Raw genomic sequence first — 17,517 nt, 5'->3', positions numbered from 1 at the left:
AATATTTTTGCAGTAATGTTATCAGCGGTTTATGCCGACTCCTGCGGGAATAGCACTAGCCGAAGACTACAGGCTAAGGCAGTGCCCGCGGAAAGCGTGCATAAAAAAACTGCCAACAAAGTCGGAGACTCTGTCGACAGTCTAGACTAATTCATTTAATAAATGGATTAGTCCTTTTTGATCTTGTTTTTATATCCCAATATCCTTAACTTCAAGCTTTTTCAAGAAATTTTTAGATAAAGCGTCCAATACGTTTATCTGAAATACCTGCTTCATCACTATAAATTTCTTGCCCTCTTAAAATTGTACGTGTTACTTGGGCACCAATTTCACGCCCAATATATGGACTCATTTTGTTACGATAAGCTAAATCTTCAGCTTTTAATGTATACGGTGCGTCAGGTTTAATAAATACGAAGTCAGCATCTTTACCAATTGCAATACTGCCTTTTGTATCTAAGCCAAAGCGTTTAGCAGGTGCTGTCGCAATAATGTCAGCAAATTTTGTTAATGACATTTGACGTTTTTGAACACCTTCATCGAATAAAATATCTACGTTGTTTTGTAATCCAGCGATACCTCCCCATGCTTCAAATGCATTGTCTGTATCTTTTAAGTCTGGCGTACAAGGTGAATGATCAGATGTTACAAAACTAATATCACCGTTTAATACACGATCCCACATTCCTTCTAAGCGAGATTGTTCACAGATTGGTGGAGAACATTTAACAACTGGTCCAATGTCATCTAATTCTTCTTTGTAGAAGTACAAGTAGTGTGTACATGTCTCACAAGTAATGTCTACGCCTTCTTGTTGTGCTTTGATGACTTCATCAACGCCTTCTTCACAAGCCACGTGTACGATGTGCACACGACAACCCGTTTCTTTAGCAAATAAAATAATTTTGCGAATTGGTTCAACTTCTGTAAATACTGGACGACTATCCACGTAAGCGCTTAATGTCGTTTCACCATTTTCTTTTGCGATTTCACCTAATCGATCAGTGATTGTCGCATTTTCAGAATGAATTGATAAAATTTTACCAGTCTTAGCAATTTGCTTCATACCTTCATATAATGAATAATCGTCAACATTTTCAAAGTCACCTTCGATAGAACGGTCACCACAAGTAGCTAAGAAAGCTTTATAAGCCACAACACCCGCTTCATCTAATTCTTGAATACCGCCGTTTAAGTTATATGGTACTAAACCACCATAACTTGCGACATCCACTGATAATTCATCTTTCCCAGCGTCAAATTTAGCTTGGATAGACGCTTTGTCAGTTGTAGCTGGAACTTGGTTTAATGGCATTTCCACAAATGAAGTTACACCACCTTTAGCAGCAGCATTTGTTCCTGTAACATAACCTTCCCAACCGTCACGATAACCACCACCTGGTTCAGTAATATGCACATGTGCATCCACCATTCCAGGTGAAACAATTTGATTTTGTGCGTCAATGACTTGCTCAGCCTCTCCCAATGCTTGACCAATTGCGGCAATTTTACCGTTTTTAACACCAACTTCAACTTGTTGCTCCCCGTCTTCTAAAATGACTAAACCATTTTTAATAATCAAATCATACTTCATTATATTCTGCTCCTCCTTTTTTACTTTTATCTGCATGGAATACATAATGTAAAATTAAGTAAACACCACCGGCAATGATAAAGCCTATAAACCAAGAAAAGTCTGATATCACTGTGAATGCTGGTAAAAACCCTAGTATTGAAACGATGACACCAGCAATCGTTCCGATGTATGCAGAAACATTAATACGTGGTATTTTTTGTTCTTTATCTTTTAAGTCAAAATACAACTTATCTATATCAATGTGACATTTAGACACAATATAGAAATGAACAATCATTACACCTGCTACCGGGCCAAGTATAGCACCAATCGCGTTTAGGAATAAGAAAATACTGTCCTCCTCTTCCATCATCTTCCACGGCATAATGACTACACTCAATACTGAGGCAATAATTACACCGCGACGGTAATTAATCCATTTTGGTAAAAGTGCAGTGAGTTGATATGCTGCTGGAATGATATTACTTGTCGCATTTGTCGAAATCGTCGTCATCAATAACACGCCAGTAGATATCAGAATCGCCCAGAAGTTGCTCCATTCATTAATAATTGTTAAGATGTTCCATTCTTGATGCCCGAGATAAATCGAACCACCAATAATGATAAACACACTCGCAATCGCGAATAAAATGTGCGCAACAACGATACCTGAAATTTGACCAATCACCTGTGTTTTAGTAGATTTTGCGTTTTGTGTAAAATCAGAGACACTTGCACCTGGCCCTGCCCACACGCCTAAAAGCGAGTTGAATATTAAAATAAAGGATAAAATCGCTGGGTAAATGATACCATTTGATTTTGTAGAAATTTCATAATTTAATATATTTCCAACGCCACCAGCAGCCATAACGCCCCAGATAGCCATACCACCAAATACAATATAAATAAGTGGATTTAATATAGCTGTGAATTTATTTAAAATATCGCCACCGCCAAATCCAATCGCAAAACTAATAGCCCAAAATATTAAAAATGCAATGAGACCTGGAACAGAGATACCAAGTATTGATATACCTTGTCCAATGTCAGCAAAGCCTGGGAATATTTTATTTAATAATATTAATAATGCTTGTGATCCAGCAAATGTTTGTAGACCAAACCAAGCAATACCTGCTACAACACCACGTAGGATACCAGGTAGCTTCGCTCCTACATCACCATATGTATGACGTAATTGCATAGCAAATGGAATACCATATTTCGAGCCAGCATAACCATTACCTACCAATAATAAAGCGATTACAAAAGAACTTAATATTAATGCAAATATTACTTGTAATGGCGATAGCCCTATTAATAAAAATCCCCCAACTGCAGTATAGTTAGGTATATTATGTACAGCGCCCATCCATAGTGTAAAAAAGTTGAATGCGGAGTTATTTCTTTGTGCCGGTGTCTTTGGCATTATATCTTTATTATAACCGCGCTTTTCGAAAACCGCTTGTGATAATGCCGCATTGTTTTCCTGTCTTCCCATTCTATTTATATCTCCTTTACTTTAATAAGCTAATAACTAAATGTATAATCCTCAGTTATAAGTGTAGTATGAGTGTAAGCGTTTTTCTTTGTTATTAATGACATTTCTATACGATAAAATTATAGGAATCGGACAAAATAAGTGTATAATTAACGATATACATTAAATTTTTTGAGCACTTTGAACAATCGTTATCACAAATCGACAAAAACACTACTTTTTAAGATAAATACAGACAAATAGAATTTATTATTATATATTTTTTATGCATTTTCATAACGAGTGATTGTGTAAATTAGAAGCGGAGGACATAATTATGACTACTCTAAACGAAATTTTATCCGTTCCCCAATTTAAAGGCTTAAAATTGTTAAACAGCAACGGAGATTTATCAGCAGAAGTGACAAATTTGGACATTACTGAGAATAATGATATTAAGCATTTCACTTCAAATAATTCATTTATCTTAACAACTGGTGTCTTATTTCAAGATAATCAAGATAACTTGAAAAAGTTAATTAAAGATTTGAATGATATACACACTGCTGGACTTGGCATCAAAGTTTCAAGATTTTTACATGAAATCAATCAAGATGTCATTGATTTTGCGGATGCTATTGAATTCCCTTTAATTGAAATACCAGAAAGTTGGAATCTAGGTGAAATTACACATGAGATTTCTTCATTTATTTCAGATTCTGAAACAGGAAAGCTAAATTACGCATTACAAGTACAACAAGAATTAAACCAATTATTAATCAAAGGTTTCAGTATTGATACAATGATTGATCGCATGAGCAAATTACTAGGCGTACCTATCATCCTATTTGACCCATTCAAGGCACCTGAAGCATACAGTCGTCATTATAGACAAGGTAATGCCTTAATGACTGAACACACCAAATATTTCATGAACCATTATCAAGATGCGCTAACATATGATAAAAATAACCTCGTCTTTGAAAATAAAGACCATGTAATCTTCAAAGTATTAGGCTACACATACTTCCCTTACTATTTAATGGTTTCTCAAGTTAATAAGCTTTCCTATCCATTTAGCTTATTAACACTGGAACAAGTAGTCAGTGTGTTGAGTTTCGCCTTATACAAAAACACCAAAATACAAGAGGCCGAAGAAAATGATATTAATCGATTTTTCGAATCATTGGTCAATAATCAAAATGATCAAACCCTTTCGATTAAAAAGCATGCTGATTTATTAAGACAATATTATATTTATCCTTCTGACTATTATCAAATTATCATTTGCGGTATTGATACTAAAAATAATTTAGAAAATAGTTATTACCTAAATGAACGGCACCATCTCACATTCCTTTGGTTAAAGCATAAATTAACTGATATTGATTCTTATATAAGTATTTATAAATTACCTAGTAACAATCGTTTTGCGATACTCATTCAAAATCGTCACGAATATTACTTTGAATACCTTAAAAAAATACAGCAAAGTTATAGCGAGTACTTTGATGATACGATTTCATTTGGCATTGGAAATGAAGTAACAGAATTCACACAGTTACCATCTTCCTTTTTTGAAGCAAATGAAGCCTTTGAAAATGAATTGTTAAATAACGCAAAAGCATTTATCTCACAATATCATTCCAAAGATATCCAAGAATTATTACAGCTTATCCCTCAAGAAAAGTTATTACCTTTCGTTAAACATACTTTGGGCCCGCTGAGTTATCCAAAACAAAAAAAAGATTTAGAATTAAAACAAACTTTAAAAGTGTACATGGATAATCAATGCGATATAACTAAAACGGCAGATAAAATATTTATACACAGAAATACAGTGAAATATAGAATCAATAAATGTAGTAATATGATTGGCACAAATATTGAAGATCCTGTTCATTCTTTAAATATACGTATTGCTTTATATGTATCTGAAATGATTAGTTTCGATTAAGTGCTCAATCTATTTCAAAAAGCTACGTTGTTTGCATGGTTGTGCAAGCAGCGTAGCTTTTTCATTAATTGAACAACACTGACTTGTGCCACCTTTAAAACGATGTATTCCGACCTATATCATCTATCCATTATTTTTTTCTAGAAATCCTTTGTAAAAAATATTAATTTTTTAAACCGAATGGTTTGCTTTGCTAACTTAAAATAATTAAAATTTATCGATGGGATGTTATAAAAAGGAGATGCGTTTATAATGTCGGAGAATGTTATATCTAACAAAAAAAGAAATACGATTATATTAGTTATGCTAAGTAGTGCTTTTGTAGCAATGCTAAATCAAACATTGCTTAATACCGCACTACCAGCAATTATTACGGGATTAGAAATAACTGATACAACTGCTCAATGGTTAATTACAGGTTTTATGTTAGTGAATGGCATCATGATTCCACTAACAGCCTTTCTCATGGATCGATTTCATACAAGACCACTCTATATTTTTTCTATGAGTGCGTTCCTAATTGGTTCGATCATCGCAGCACTTTCGCCTACATTTGGCTTACTCATGTTTGCACGTGTGATTCAAGCTATTGGCGCAGGTATACTCTTACCGCTTATGCAATTCACTGTTTTCACACTGTTCCCTTCTGAGAAACGTGGATTTGCAATGGGACTTACCGGTATAGTAGCACAATCAGCACCAGCAATCGGACCAACCTTAACTGGGTTTTTAATTGATACATTTAGCTGGCGAGCACCATTTATTGTGGTAGCTTTTATTGCGATTATCGCATTTATTGTAGGTGCGATATTTGTAGAAAGTAATAACGAAACCAAACATACACAATTAGACAAAACCTCTGTTATATATTCAACATTAGGCTTTGGTTTAATGCTTTACGGCTTTAGTAGCGCAGGCAACTTAGGTTTCACATCACCAATCGTTATTATTTCACTTATTGTGGGAATCTTAATTGTTACCATTTTCGTAACAAGACAAATTAGAATCGATAATCCGCTATTAAATATGCGCGTATTTACAAATCGTACATTTTCACTATCTGCATTTGCATCTATGGTATTATTTATCGGAATTGTAGGCCCAGCATTATTGATTCCAATTTATGTCCAATCAGGCTTAGGTCTATCTGCAATTCTGTCAGGTCTTGTTATCTTACCAGGTGCAGTAGTCAACGCATTCATGTCCGTCTATACAGGGAAAATATATGATAAATATGGCTTGAAAGTATTGGCGATTCCTGGATTTGTACTGTTAATTTTTATGACAATACTACATTGTTTCTTAACATCAGAGACGCCTTATTGGTATATTGTCATCATTTACGCAATAAGAATGTTTGCTGTAGCATTGATTATAATGCCACTGAATACAATTGGTATTAACGCATTAGAAAGCAAAAATATTTCACACGGTACTGCGATTATTAACTCTTTAAGAATTATTGCAGGTGCGATTGGTACCGCCATTATGATTACAATTATGGCAATTATTCGTACAAATTATGTTCCAAGTGAAAATCAATCTAAAACAGACATTGCACAACAAGCGACCGTACAAGGTGTTGACGCAGCATTTGCATTCACTACACTTTTATTAATTATTGGTTTTATATTAACACTACTGATAAAAACAAAAAATAAAGCGGAAAATACGCGTGAAGTATAATATTAAATCTATTTAAGTGAAAGTAGCAACGTTTCAACAACTTGAACGGTGAAAAAACATACTAAGATTAGCTATGAAGAAATCTATGACGATAGATTTTTTCATAGCTATTTTATTATTCAATATTTCGTATTGTTGGCTCACTTTCTTTGGGGACAGCTTCAGCCTATAGTCTTCAGCTTGTCCTATTCCCTCAAGCGTCTCGCCAAAATACAACGTATTCATATGTAATTTCTCATTGAAGCACTTTAAAACAAGGCTCTATTTCAACCCAAAATGATGTTAAAAATTATTCTACATGCATACACCCAAAATTAATTTTTATGTTGCTGTTAGTGGCTATTACCATTCTTTTATAAGTTTAGCTTCAAATGATGTATTAATGCTAAACAACCTTTCGCAGGTCGTTAATATTTTATTGGTAATAAAAAACAAAAAAATAGGTGCAAATCCCGAGTCATAACTAGCAAGCTGACTTTGAATTTGCACCTTTAAAAGTGAATACACACATATAATTTCAATTATTGATTTTAAGACAAATAAAAAAAGACGAGCGTTGCTCGTCTTTTTTTATGCGTTATTATAATTTAATAACGTTAGCTGCTTGAGGTCCGCGGTCGCCTTCAACGATTTCGAATTCAACAGCTTGTCCTTCTTCTAATGATTTGTAGCCGTCTTGGTTAATTGCTGAGAAGTGTACGAATACATCGTTTCCGCCTTCTACTTCGATAAAACCAAAACCTTTTTCTGAGTTAAACCATTTAACTGTACCGTTATTCATAATAAAAATCCTCCAAGTGCTTTTGCACAAAAATTTGTAATCTGTCTAAAAAATCAAAAGGAGTAAATTCAAAAGAATAAAACTACAAATCAATTTCACGAACTAAATTACTTAATACCTAGTATAACGAATAATCCGACTTTTGTATACCCCTATTTTCAAAAAAATATATTTTGCACTTTATTTTTAGTAATATAATCCATTGGTGAATATATATCATTTAATCACATTTGAAAAAATGACAAAATCGTTATATTAAAATGCTTTTTTGTAACTTAAAAATATAGCAAACGAATCAAATAACTTTTACATTATAGATAGTTACTTTAAGGAGGTAATAAATATGAACAGATTAATAAAAGTACTTCTAAGCATCTTTATTATCATTATCATTGTTCTTATCGGCCTTTTTGGCTGGAAAGTTTACGCAGAAAAAAACTCAGACAATACTGATATCGTTAGTTTTGCCAAATTAAACCCACTCATTACTAATGAAACATATTACGTAAAAACTCAAAAGCCAACAAAAGTTGAGCACAATAAAGATGATAATGGAGAAGTCTTTGTCACATATAATTATAAGCAAGATGGATATAATAAAAAAGGTGAAAAAAAACACTTAGATTTCAATGGTTTTGGTGAAAAACCCTTAAAAACAGATCATTTCTTAAAATTAGATACCGAACTTGGTCATGTCCAAAGTTATGAAGAAGTAGCTAAAAATAAAGTGCCCAAAAAAGCATTAAATCAACTTCAATAATCACCTGATTATTTAAAATAATCCACTTAATAACAATGTTATTTTAATGTGCTAATAATATAATAAACGCGCAAGTTAGAAATATTTATTTGCAAAATATAACTTTCTAACTTGCGCGCTTTGTTTGTAATGATTCAGCAACTACGACTTAGTTATTCATTCTTTTGACTATTTCATGCTTAATAATCATTAATGCTTGGCTGTACTTAGAACTTGTATTTTCTTGAGTGTTAATAATCAAAATGTCTACTAAATCATCATTATTCATTTGAACTAATTCTTGTCGAAATTGATCAATATTTTCTACTAATCTCTTATGGTTGGGCTGATACTTATCTATAACATAATACTGGTCAGCACCAAGTCCACCCTCTTCAATCATTTTAGAAATTTCATCTGAACGCATTTCATCAGTTCTATCTATTTTTATATCTTTATTGTAATTATTAACCATTCTGATCCCCCATTTCATTCACCAAATCCATCTCAAATTAAGACTACATGCTAACAAGTTAACTTTTTGACACTAAACTTAATACAATAAATCAAGTCGTACCACCTACAATAAAATAAAATTACTCCAAAAGTTATATATTACATCTATACCCTGAAATTATATTTTAAACTTTGATTTAGATAATTCTTATTTATACTTATAATTTAATAAAACGATATAGAAAATCGATAATATGACACCGATTTTCTATATCGCCTCTAAAAACACCGAAACCATATACCTCATCCCCTTATAATGAATCTCTTTTATATCTATCCTTTTAAAAATTTTTCAAAACATTTCATTATTTTATACTATTATAATGCATTATATTCTTTGGATATAAGATGATATTGACTAACAGTTCATTATTTCATATTGAATTGACTATGCATGAAACAGATTCATAAGTTTTGAGAGCAATATCACAACAATAGCATCCATAAATATAAAAATCGCTGAATGATAAAGTAAAGACTGAGACAACATTTGCCTCAGTCTTTAATACTTCTAATATTTTCTATCATTTTAACGCTCATAATCGCTTTTTTGCTTCGATGCCAATCCATATATTTGTTACTAAACCGACAACACCCATAACTAATGACGGTATCAAAGCATGATTACTAGTATAAAACGTTACTAAAAACATAAGTAAACCAGTTATAATACTGATTAATATAGATGAAAGTTTCATTGGATTGCTCCCTTTTCGCTATATTAATTTACATTATTCCTATACTGAAATTCATTTAAAAAGAAATAAAGACAGTCTGTTGTAGAGTTTTAAAAAATTTGGCGTCACAAATACAATAACTTTTTATTTATAAAATATGGAAAATTCCACTTAAGCACATCTTATTGTTTTTCAACTCAATATGTATGCAATCACAAATAATATAATCGAAATAATGAGTGACATTAACCAAAACGGAGAACTCACTAAATCTTTATACGCTTGATCTGGTGCATTACGCATTTTCAACCGAATAAATTTGACTCCTAAATACAACGCTTCAACAAAATTAACGATCAAAACAATGCTTAACAATATAATAGCCATGGTTCGCCCTCCAAGATATCATCTGATTTATTCCACATCGTACCACAAGTTTTTTAAAGAATAAATATTGAAATAAATTTTAATTTTTATTACAAACTAAAAACATGTGTGTTATTTTATAATTAACATTGTACATGGTTATTTTTTAAAAATTTTATGGATTAAATATCATAAAGTTGGAGGGGTAATGTGCAACTATTTTTACTTACACTTTTGGGTATTATTTTTGTTTTTGTATATGCTTCAAATTCAACAATACTTTTACATATCAAGCTTATTAAACGGGCTGAAAATGAGGGCACGGCAACAATGAATGGTAAACAATGCCACTTTATGTGGTGTTTGTTTGCAGTTATGGCAACAGGCTTTTATCTATTATTACTCAATTCAAATTTGTTTTAATAAATTTGAATTGAGTAATAATCAAAATAAGATGAAAGATTTAATTATTATGTAAATAAGACAGTAGGTAGCCTATCCATCCTGATTCTTTTGATACCACTTTAATGCTTGACTCTCTATGCGTTTGATAAAAGGCGATTTGCCATTTGAATACGCACTTCTATTATTTGAATACTTGTTAGCGAGTGTGATTTTTAAATTTTCATATTCTTTCGCAATAGCTTTATTAGCATTTAAATAATCTCTAAACGCTAAATGTCTGTCAATATTTTCATAGTTATCAAATTGAAATATATGGACATGATAAGTTCTAGTATCCGCACCTTTTATATAAAACCTTCTACCACTGATACCATTTTCTCCTTGAGGTTCATAGCCTAATTGTCGCATCGCATTATTGTAACGATCCATAAACATTATATTTTTTACGACTACCATGATATCAATAACAGGCTTAGCATAAATATCTTTTATAGCTGTACTGCCAATGTGATGCATTTCTATGATTTCTTTACCAACTACTTTTAACAATAGATCTTTTTCTTTAACAAATTGCGCTTCCCATTTTTCATAATCTTTTTTTAATATAATTTCCATCGTTCAATTTCCTACTTTCTTTTATCCTCATTAATATTAAAAAGTGACATAAAATTCATCTCAACTAAAACATTTTAAAATAAGGTGACTTTTTACCATAAATGAGAAATGATATAGTTGAATTAAAACTCGAACTGTAAAAAGTATGTTTCTAAAATACTGTATAATATAATAAAAATAGTAAAGGAGTCATCATATGAAATTTGTAAATTTAACAGCTATGACAGAAAAAGGCTTAAACAAGAAAGTTAATGAATTCTTAGAAGAAAATCCTTATATCGAAATCATTAAATTTGATTACCAATTAGGATATAGCAACTGTGGCGTAGGTATTCTTTACAATAAAGTTAAGTCTCAGTCCTAAGTTTAAAATCAAAGGAAATATGTTGAGACTTCTATATAACATTACTTATTTGTTCATTTACAAACTTAATTCACGAATGACTAATAAAATAATTGTAAAACGGTCGTAATTATAGTTAACAAACAAGCTAATAACATAACATTTTGAGCTTTATGAGTGCCCTGATTTCCATTTTTGTATTCTTTCATTACAAATAGCCAAGAAAGAATAACTAAAATCCCTAAAATAATGCCAACCGTTTTCATTTTACCTCTCCTAAAATGTACTGTATAACTTATTATTATTCGCTCAAGTTCAAAAGATACTTCGACTTATATTTTTATAATATCATACATTTTAAAACGTGAATTGTTTGTAAATAATCCAACTTATTGTAATTGAAAATATCCCAATTCAACTATACTTGTAATAAAAACAAAAGCTGAAACATAATAATGTTTCAGCTTTGAATATCTTATGGAAAGTAAATGCTTGTGACTTCATCCACATCATAATATTTAAATTTTTGTTAATGTTATTCAGAATGACATCACTGTAAGATTACGACAATAGCAATACCTAAAATGTCTTATTTTTGAAAAACTTTAAAATTAACACGTTTACATAATAATAAACTACCCACAATCAATGAGATACTCGCTAAAAAAATGGTTAGTGTTCTATTATCTGAAATCATGCCTGTATCAGGTAATTCTTTTATTGCATTGTGCTTCACGCTATTTTTTGAATTTTTTACTTCAGTCTCAACTTTTGAGAAATCATTATATTTTGAAGCATCTAAGTTCTGATTTTTATTAAATCGATCACTTTCTCCTCCTGAGTTTCTAGAGTTTAAAACACCTTCATCTTTTAATTTTTCATTTACTGCATTATTGTGCAATGACGTCTCACTATTAGATTTATGATTAAATTCTTTCGTAGCATCTTCTAATTCTTTCGGCTCTTCAACCTCTGCTATATCCTTGTGCGGAAACACATTTGGTTCTGTAAAACTTCCATCCTTATGCAAAATACCATGAGGAATTTTCTTCGTACCATCCTTTAACTCTATCGGTTTTTCAACCTCTGCTATATCTTTGTGCGGAAACACATTTGGTTCTGTAAAGCTTCCATCCTTATGCAAAATACCATGAGGAATCTCTTCACCATTTACCTCTTGACTGCTAAATTGTACAATTGTCATTAATAAAGCTGTAGATAATAGTAACTTTTTCATTTCGAAACTTCCTTTCTAATGGAGTTATTGTAATATTAATATCTCACTCACTTTTACTGTTAAAGTGAATTTTCGTAATATAAAATTTTCCTTAACTACCAAGAAGTTATCTGTTGTATGTATACAATATATTTTATAAATTAATAACGAATATTTATGGATTCATTACTAATCACTATATTATTGCATTTAGTCGTGTATTAGAGGAATATTTCCAATTAAGTAAAAATATAACTAGAAAATAGTAATAATATGCAAGTTTTAAATTTAAATATCGGTAATATCGATTCTGTCAAAATGTAAAAATCAAAATAAAAAGAGCTGGAAACTGCACCTTAGCAATGTTTCCAGCTCTTTTTATATGATTAAATATTATTCGATATTATTTTAAAATGTCATTTCAGGTGTTTATAATTTTTCATAACATTGATTTTCAAATTTTATTAGTATATTCCAATTGTTTTTTTAAACAAAAGTTCCACTCTTCGTTTTATCAATAGTAGGTATACGTATATTCAAACGTATTATTCACCTGATTTTGCTTTTTGAACTTTCAAAATTGTAAATATAATAACTATTGTTATGGTAATGAAATCAAAAGAATGTGTAAAAGCTTCTCCAAATTCTTTATCTTGCCAGAAGTAACGAATGATGAATAAAAACGTTGAATGAGCAAACAATGCAATAAACATGTATATAACTGGTTTATCAAGTAATAGACCAAAAACAAATACAAATAACAGCATTATTATAGTAAGTATCAGCATGACTATGTTTGACATAGACATATTAAAACTCCGATCGTATAGTTTTTTTCTTGCACTGCTAGAAACCTTTACGTTTAATTTGTCTATATGTAAAAATACCAAAAATTATGACAAATGCGAATTGTACTGCTTTAATTAAAGGTGAGCTAAATTCTAATATTTCAATATGCATCATTGTTCCAATAATAGGTGCAATGAAATTAAAAATAAATAATATTAGCCATATACCAACCAATACTTGTTGTGATTTAGGCATATTAAGTACTCCAATTTATAAAGTTATAGTTACAAATGTTGATGCTTCCACTGAGGGTGGCCCATTATTTAATGATGTAACAATATCACCATCACTAAAAATACAGCACTAAATTCCATAAAATATTTTCTGATTTATACCAATGTGTTTATGATCAAATTGATACTTTTTTCTTAATGAAAGTACTTATACATTTAGTTGGAGTATATTGTTTTATAAAAAATAACCGCACTAATTAAGATACGGTTATATAGATATATGACTGCTTGATAAAATTCCAAAAAATTCTATTTAGCTTTTTGCATCACTTTAATTAACGTTAACAGTAATTTCAATATCAATACTGTGTTTAAGTGCTTTCGAGTACGGGCAATAATTATGCGCTTTTTCAACGAACATCTCCGCTTCTTCTTGGCTGAGATCTTTAAGTGTTACATCTAATTCAGCAGCCAATTTTACACCGCCATCAGATTTATCTGGCAATAAGTAAGCAGTCGCACGGACTTCTGGCTCAATCATACCCTTGTCTGCACCTTTCAAAATATGCATTAGTGCATTGTTAAAACAAGCGCTGTAACCAGCTGCAAATAACTGTTCAGGGTTTGACTCAGTAACGCCGTTGCCACCCATTTCTTTTGGAACAGCTAAGTCTTGATAAAATGTATTATCTTCACTAAAAACTTTTCCATCTCTTCCGCCATTACTTATTACAGTTGTTTCAAATAATGGTTTTGCCATGAAAATCACTCCAATAATTTTTGAAATTCAATAATAATGATTAATTAATCATTTTACATATCAAATTAAGCTTAATCTAATTGTATTTTATCATTAGTTTTTAGATATTTAAAATCATAAGTGTTAAATTGTCATTTATGTCTACTCATAAAAAAATAGGACAAGTACATAAGTAAATGTCCTATTTGGCTAAAATACTTTCAATTAATTTAACGTATAATTTATTTTATTCATTTAACTCACCCGTAAGACTGCCAGTTTAGCCATTCCCTCAAATTCTCAAACCCACAAAACACCCCCTTAAGCCTATGCTCAAGGGGGTGTTCATCATTCTATTCTATTATTCCCACTCTATGGTACTTGGGGGCTTAGATGTAATATCATAAACAACACGGTTCACGTGGTCTACTTCATTAACAATTCTGCTTGAAATTTTTTGTAAGACTTCCCAATCAATACGTGCAAAGTCACTTGTCATACCATCAATAGATGTCACTGCGCGAATACCTACAGTGTGGTCATATGTCCGGTAGTCTCCCATGACACCTACGGATTGAATACCAGGTAACACTGTGAAATACTGCCATATATCACGTTCAAGACCTTCTTCACGAATGACTTGTCTTAAAATCGCATCTGATTCACGTACGATTTCAAGTTTATCTTCTGTAATTTCACCCAGCACACGAATACCTAAACCTGGACCTGGGAAAGGCTGTCTCCATACTAAGTGTTCTGGAATACCTAATTCGATACCTAATTCACGCACCTCATCTTTGAATAATGTATTAATAGGCTCAATTAATTGGAATTCCATATCTTCAGGTAATCCGCCTACATTATGGTGTGATTTAATCGTTTGTGCTGTTTTTGTACCTGATTCAATAACGTCTGTATACAATGTGCCCTGCGCTAAGAAATCAACACCTTTTAGCTTAGATGCTTCATCATCAAAGACATAAACGAATTCATTACCAATGATTTTACGTTTTTGTTCCGGATCTGACACACCTTGCAGTTTATTCATAAAACGTTCTTGAGCATCGACACGAATGATGTTCATGTTGAAACCTTCACCAAATTGTTCCATGACCATGTCGCCTTCACCTTTACGTAGTAAGCCGTGGTCTACGAAGATACATGTTAATTGGTCGCCGATCGCTTTGTGTAATAATACTGCAACTACAGATGAGTCTACACCACCGCTCATTGCACATAGCACCCTGCGATCACCAACTAGTTCGCGAATTTTTTCAACTTCGATATCTATAAAGTTTTCCATTGACCATTCGCCAGTACATTCACACACGCGACGTACAAAGTTACGTAATAAGTCGTTACCAAATTCAGTGTGACGTACTTCAGGATGGAATTGAACACCGTAGATACGGCGTGATTTATCTTCAATTGCTGCATAGTTCGTACTTGGACTGTCTGCAATCACTTCAAAACCTTCTGGGATTTCAATAACTTTATCTGAATGACTCATCCAAACATTTTGTTCTTCAGGTAATCCGAAGAATAATTCGTCAGTTTTCGCATTAATCACGGCTTTACCGTATTCTCTTTCATTGGCACGTTCAACTTTCCCGCCTAACAATTTAGTTGTTAATTGCATGCCATAACAAATACCTAGAATAGGAATACCTAAATTGTAAATTTCTGGGTCAATCGTAAAAGAGTTCTCTTCATATACTGAATTTGGTCCTCCTGAAAGGATAATCCCTTTCGGATTCATGCGTTTAATTTCTTCAATGCTGATTTCATGGTCGTGCAGTTCACTATACACACCCATTTCACGTATACGACGTGTAATTAATTGGTTATATTGGCTACCAAAATCTAAAACAAGTATGAGCTCTTGCTCTTTCGCCATTTCCATAACTTTAAATCTCCTTTAACTTAGAATGAATAATTTGGTGATTCTTTTGTAATTTGCACATCATGTGGGTGACTTTCTGCTAAACCAGCAGGTCCCATACGTGTAAATTGTGCTTCTTCTCTTAATGCTTCTAAGTTTCTTGAACCAGTGTAGCCCATGCCTGATCTCACACCGCCCATAAGTTGGTAAATCGTATCTTGTAATGGACCTTTGTAAGCAATACGACCTTCAATACCTTCAGGGACGAATTTTTTAGGAGCTTTATCTTCTTGGAAATAACGGTCGTTAGAACCACTTTCCATTGCACCTAATGAGCCCATACCTCTATATACTTTATATTGTCTACCTTGGAATACTTCTGTAGCACCAGGACTTTCTTCAGTACCTGCAAGTAAGCTACCTAACATCACAGCATGTCCACCTGCAGCTAACGCTTTGATAATGTCTCCTGAGAATTTAATACCACCATCAGCAATAATAGACTTTCCTTGCTTACGTGCTTCTGTTGCACAGTCATATACAGCTGTAATTTGTGGTACACCTACACCAGCAACAACACGAGTCGTACAAATTGAGCCAGGTCCGATACCTACTTTGACAACATCTGCACCTGCTTCATATAAAGCTTTAGTGCCTGCAGCAGTTGCCACGTTTCCGGCAACTAATGTTACTTGTGGGAATTTTTCTTTAATGTGTTTAACTTGTTCTAAAACGCCTTTAGAATGTCCATGAGCTGTATCAATAACTAAGGCATCTACACCCGCTTCAACTAATTTTTCAGCGCGAATATCCGTATCTTTTGCGATACCAATTGCTGCACCTACTAGCAATCTGCCAAGTTTGTCTTTAGCAGAATTGGGGAATTCAAGTACTTTTTCAATGTCTTTGATTGTGATTAAACCTTCTAATTTACCATCTTTAACTAACGGTAATTTTTCTATTTTATGTTGCTGTAATAGTTCTTCAGCTTCATCTAAAGTAGTGCCTACAGGTGCTGTAATTAAGTTTTCTTTAGTCATAACATCTGAAATCTTAATAGAGAAATCTTCAATAAAACGTAAATCACGGTTTGTTAAAATACCGACTAATGTTCTCTCTTCTTCATTGTTTACAATAGGTACACCTGAAATACGATATTTACCCATCAATGCTTCCGCTTCATACACACTTTCTTCTGGCGTTAAGAAGAATGGGTTTGAAATAACACCGTTTTCTGAACGTTTAACTTTTTGAACTTCATCTGCTTGATCTTCAATATTCATATTTTTATGAATAACACCTAGACCACCTTGTCTAGCCATTGAGATCGCCATTTTGGATTCAGTTACAGTATCCATACCTGCTGAAATAACAGGGATATTTAATTTAATACCTTCTGATAATTGAACACTTAAGTCTACTTCTTTCGGCAATACATCTGATTCTGCTGGTAACAATAACACATCATCAAAAGTTAAAGATTCTTTTTCAAACTTATTTTCCCACATATGAATACAGCC

At 32.3% G+C, this 17,517-nt stretch carries 19 protein-coding genes; 5 read left to right on the top strand and 14 right to left on the bottom strand.

Annotated features, from left to right (window positions below):
- Positions 1–232 precede the first annotated feature (232 nt).
- Positions 233–1,594: an allantoinase AllB gene (allB, locus tag KA856_RS04925; protein WP_245336617.1), complete on the bottom strand. Its 1,362-nt coding sequence runs from the start codon at positions 1,592–1,594 to the stop codon at positions 233–235.
- Positions 1,584–3,074, bottom strand: coding sequence for an allantoin permease (gene allW, locus KA856_RS04920; protein ID WP_107385108.1), 1,491 nt, complete (start codon positions 3,072–3,074; stop codon positions 1,584–1,586). The genes allB and allW overlap by 11 nt, the downstream gene beginning before the upstream one ends.
- A gap of 316 nt (positions 3,075–3,390) precedes the next feature.
- On the opposite strand from allW, the gene KA856_RS04915 reads away from it, so the two are divergent.
- Complete coding sequence (locus tag KA856_RS04915; protein WP_107385666.1) at positions 3,391–5,010, top strand: PucR family transcriptional regulator; 1,620 nt, start codon at positions 3,391–3,393, stop codon at positions 5,008–5,010.
- Positions 5,011–5,262: 252 nt separating this feature from the next.
- Positions 5,263–6,696 (top strand): MDR family MFS transporter, encoded by a 1,434-nt coding sequence (locus KA856_RS04910; RefSeq protein ID WP_107524083.1) that lies wholly within the window; start codon positions 5,263–5,265, stop codon positions 6,694–6,696.
- 580 nt (positions 6,697–7,276) lie between these two features.
- Here the strand turns inward: KA856_RS04910 and cspD are convergent.
- Positions 7,277–7,477 carry a cold-shock protein CspD gene (cspD, locus tag KA856_RS04905; protein ID WP_019469926.1) on the bottom strand — a complete coding sequence of 67 codons (201 nt, stop codon included), beginning with the start codon at positions 7,475–7,477 and terminating at the stop codon, positions 7,277–7,279.
- 343 nt (positions 7,478–7,820) lie between these two features.
- On the opposite strand from cspD, the gene KA856_RS04900 reads away from it, so the two are divergent.
- On the top strand, positions 7,821–8,237 hold the full coding sequence (locus KA856_RS04900) for a YxeA family protein (RefSeq protein WP_107385663.1): 417 nt from the start codon (positions 7,821–7,823) through the stop codon (positions 8,235–8,237).
- Between the two features lie 148 nt (positions 8,238–8,385).
- Here KA856_RS04900 and KA856_RS04895 read toward each other — a convergent pair whose 3' ends face one another.
- From KA856_RS04895 to KA856_RS04885, 3 genes are all read right to left on the bottom strand, one after another.
- Positions 8,386–8,691, bottom strand: coding sequence for a hypothetical protein (locus KA856_RS04895; protein WP_107383879.1), 306 nt, complete (start codon positions 8,689–8,691; stop codon positions 8,386–8,388).
- 577 nt (positions 8,692–9,268) lie between these two features.
- Entirely contained in the window at positions 9,269–9,430 is a 162-nt protein-coding gene (locus tag KA856_RS04890; protein ID WP_154409607.1) for a hypothetical protein, read from the bottom strand.
- A 171-nt stretch (positions 9,431–9,601) separates the two neighbouring features.
- A complete protein-coding gene (locus KA856_RS04885; RefSeq protein WP_107385662.1) occupies positions 9,602–9,796 on the bottom strand; it encodes a hypothetical protein in 195 nt (64 codons plus the stop codon).
- A gap of 189 nt (positions 9,797–9,985) precedes the next feature.
- Here KA856_RS04885 and KA856_RS04880 point away from each other — a divergent pair, with 189 nt between their 5' ends.
- A complete protein-coding gene (locus tag KA856_RS04880) occupies positions 9,986–10,198 on the top strand; it encodes a hypothetical protein (RefSeq protein WP_107385661.1) in 213 nt (70 codons plus the stop codon).
- A gap of 72 nt (positions 10,199–10,270) precedes the next feature.
- Here the strand turns inward: KA856_RS04880 and KA856_RS04875 are convergent, their stop codons facing one another.
- Positions 10,271–10,795: a GrpB family protein gene (locus KA856_RS04875; protein ID WP_107385660.1), complete on the bottom strand. Its 525-nt coding sequence runs from the start codon at positions 10,793–10,795 to the stop codon at positions 10,271–10,273.
- A gap of 196 nt (positions 10,796–10,991) precedes the next feature.
- On the opposite strand from KA856_RS04875, the gene KA856_RS04870 reads away from it, so the two are divergent.
- Entirely contained in the window at positions 10,992–11,159 is a 168-nt protein-coding gene (locus tag KA856_RS04870; protein WP_181187401.1) for a hypothetical protein, read from the top strand.
- 80 nt (positions 11,160–11,239) lie between these two features.
- On the opposite strand, the gene KA856_RS04865 is transcribed toward KA856_RS04870, so the two are convergent.
- The 7 genes from KA856_RS04865 to guaB all read right to left on the bottom strand — a co-directional run bounded on the left by KA856_RS04865 (position 11,240) and on the right by guaB (position 17,505).
- Complete coding sequence (locus KA856_RS04865) at positions 11,240–11,404, bottom strand: hypothetical protein (protein WP_182478557.1); 165 nt, start codon at positions 11,402–11,404, stop codon at positions 11,240–11,242.
- A gap of 323 nt (positions 11,405–11,727) precedes the next feature.
- A complete protein-coding gene (locus tag KA856_RS04860) occupies positions 11,728–12,375 on the bottom strand; it encodes a hypothetical protein (RefSeq protein WP_107386694.1) in 648 nt (215 codons plus the stop codon).
- A 524-nt stretch (positions 12,376–12,899) separates the two neighbouring features.
- On the bottom strand, positions 12,900–13,163 hold the full coding sequence (locus KA856_RS04855) for a hypothetical protein (protein WP_226952043.1): 264 nt from the start codon (positions 13,161–13,163) through the stop codon (positions 12,900–12,902).
- Between the two features lie 37 nt (positions 13,164–13,200).
- A complete protein-coding gene (locus KA856_RS04850; protein WP_107385935.1) occupies positions 13,201–13,398 on the bottom strand; it encodes a hypothetical protein in 198 nt (65 codons plus the stop codon).
- A 309-nt stretch (positions 13,399–13,707) separates the two neighbouring features.
- Complete coding sequence (locus KA856_RS04845) at positions 13,708–14,136, bottom strand: organic hydroperoxide resistance protein (RefSeq protein ID WP_107383873.1); 429 nt, start codon at positions 14,134–14,136, stop codon at positions 13,708–13,710.
- Positions 14,137–14,476: 340 nt separating this feature from the next.
- Positions 14,477–16,018 carry a glutamine-hydrolyzing GMP synthase gene (gene guaA, locus KA856_RS04840; protein ID WP_107383872.1) on the bottom strand — a complete coding sequence of 514 codons (1,542 nt, stop codon included), beginning with the start codon at positions 16,016–16,018 and terminating at the stop codon, positions 14,477–14,479.
- 20 nt (positions 16,019–16,038) lie between these two features.
- Positions 16,039–17,505 carry an IMP dehydrogenase gene (guaB, locus tag KA856_RS04835; RefSeq protein WP_107383871.1) on the bottom strand — a complete coding sequence of 489 codons (1,467 nt, stop codon included), beginning with the start codon at positions 17,503–17,505 and terminating at the stop codon, positions 16,039–16,041.
- Positions 17,506–17,517: the final 12 nt, after the last annotated feature.

Source organism: Staphylococcus sp. GDB9P120P (assembly GCF_017893435.1).
Classification (GTDB): Bacteria; Bacillota; Bacilli; order Staphylococcales; family Staphylococcaceae; genus Staphylococcus; species Staphylococcus cohnii.
This window is presented reverse-complemented; position numbering and strand designations above follow the sequence as displayed.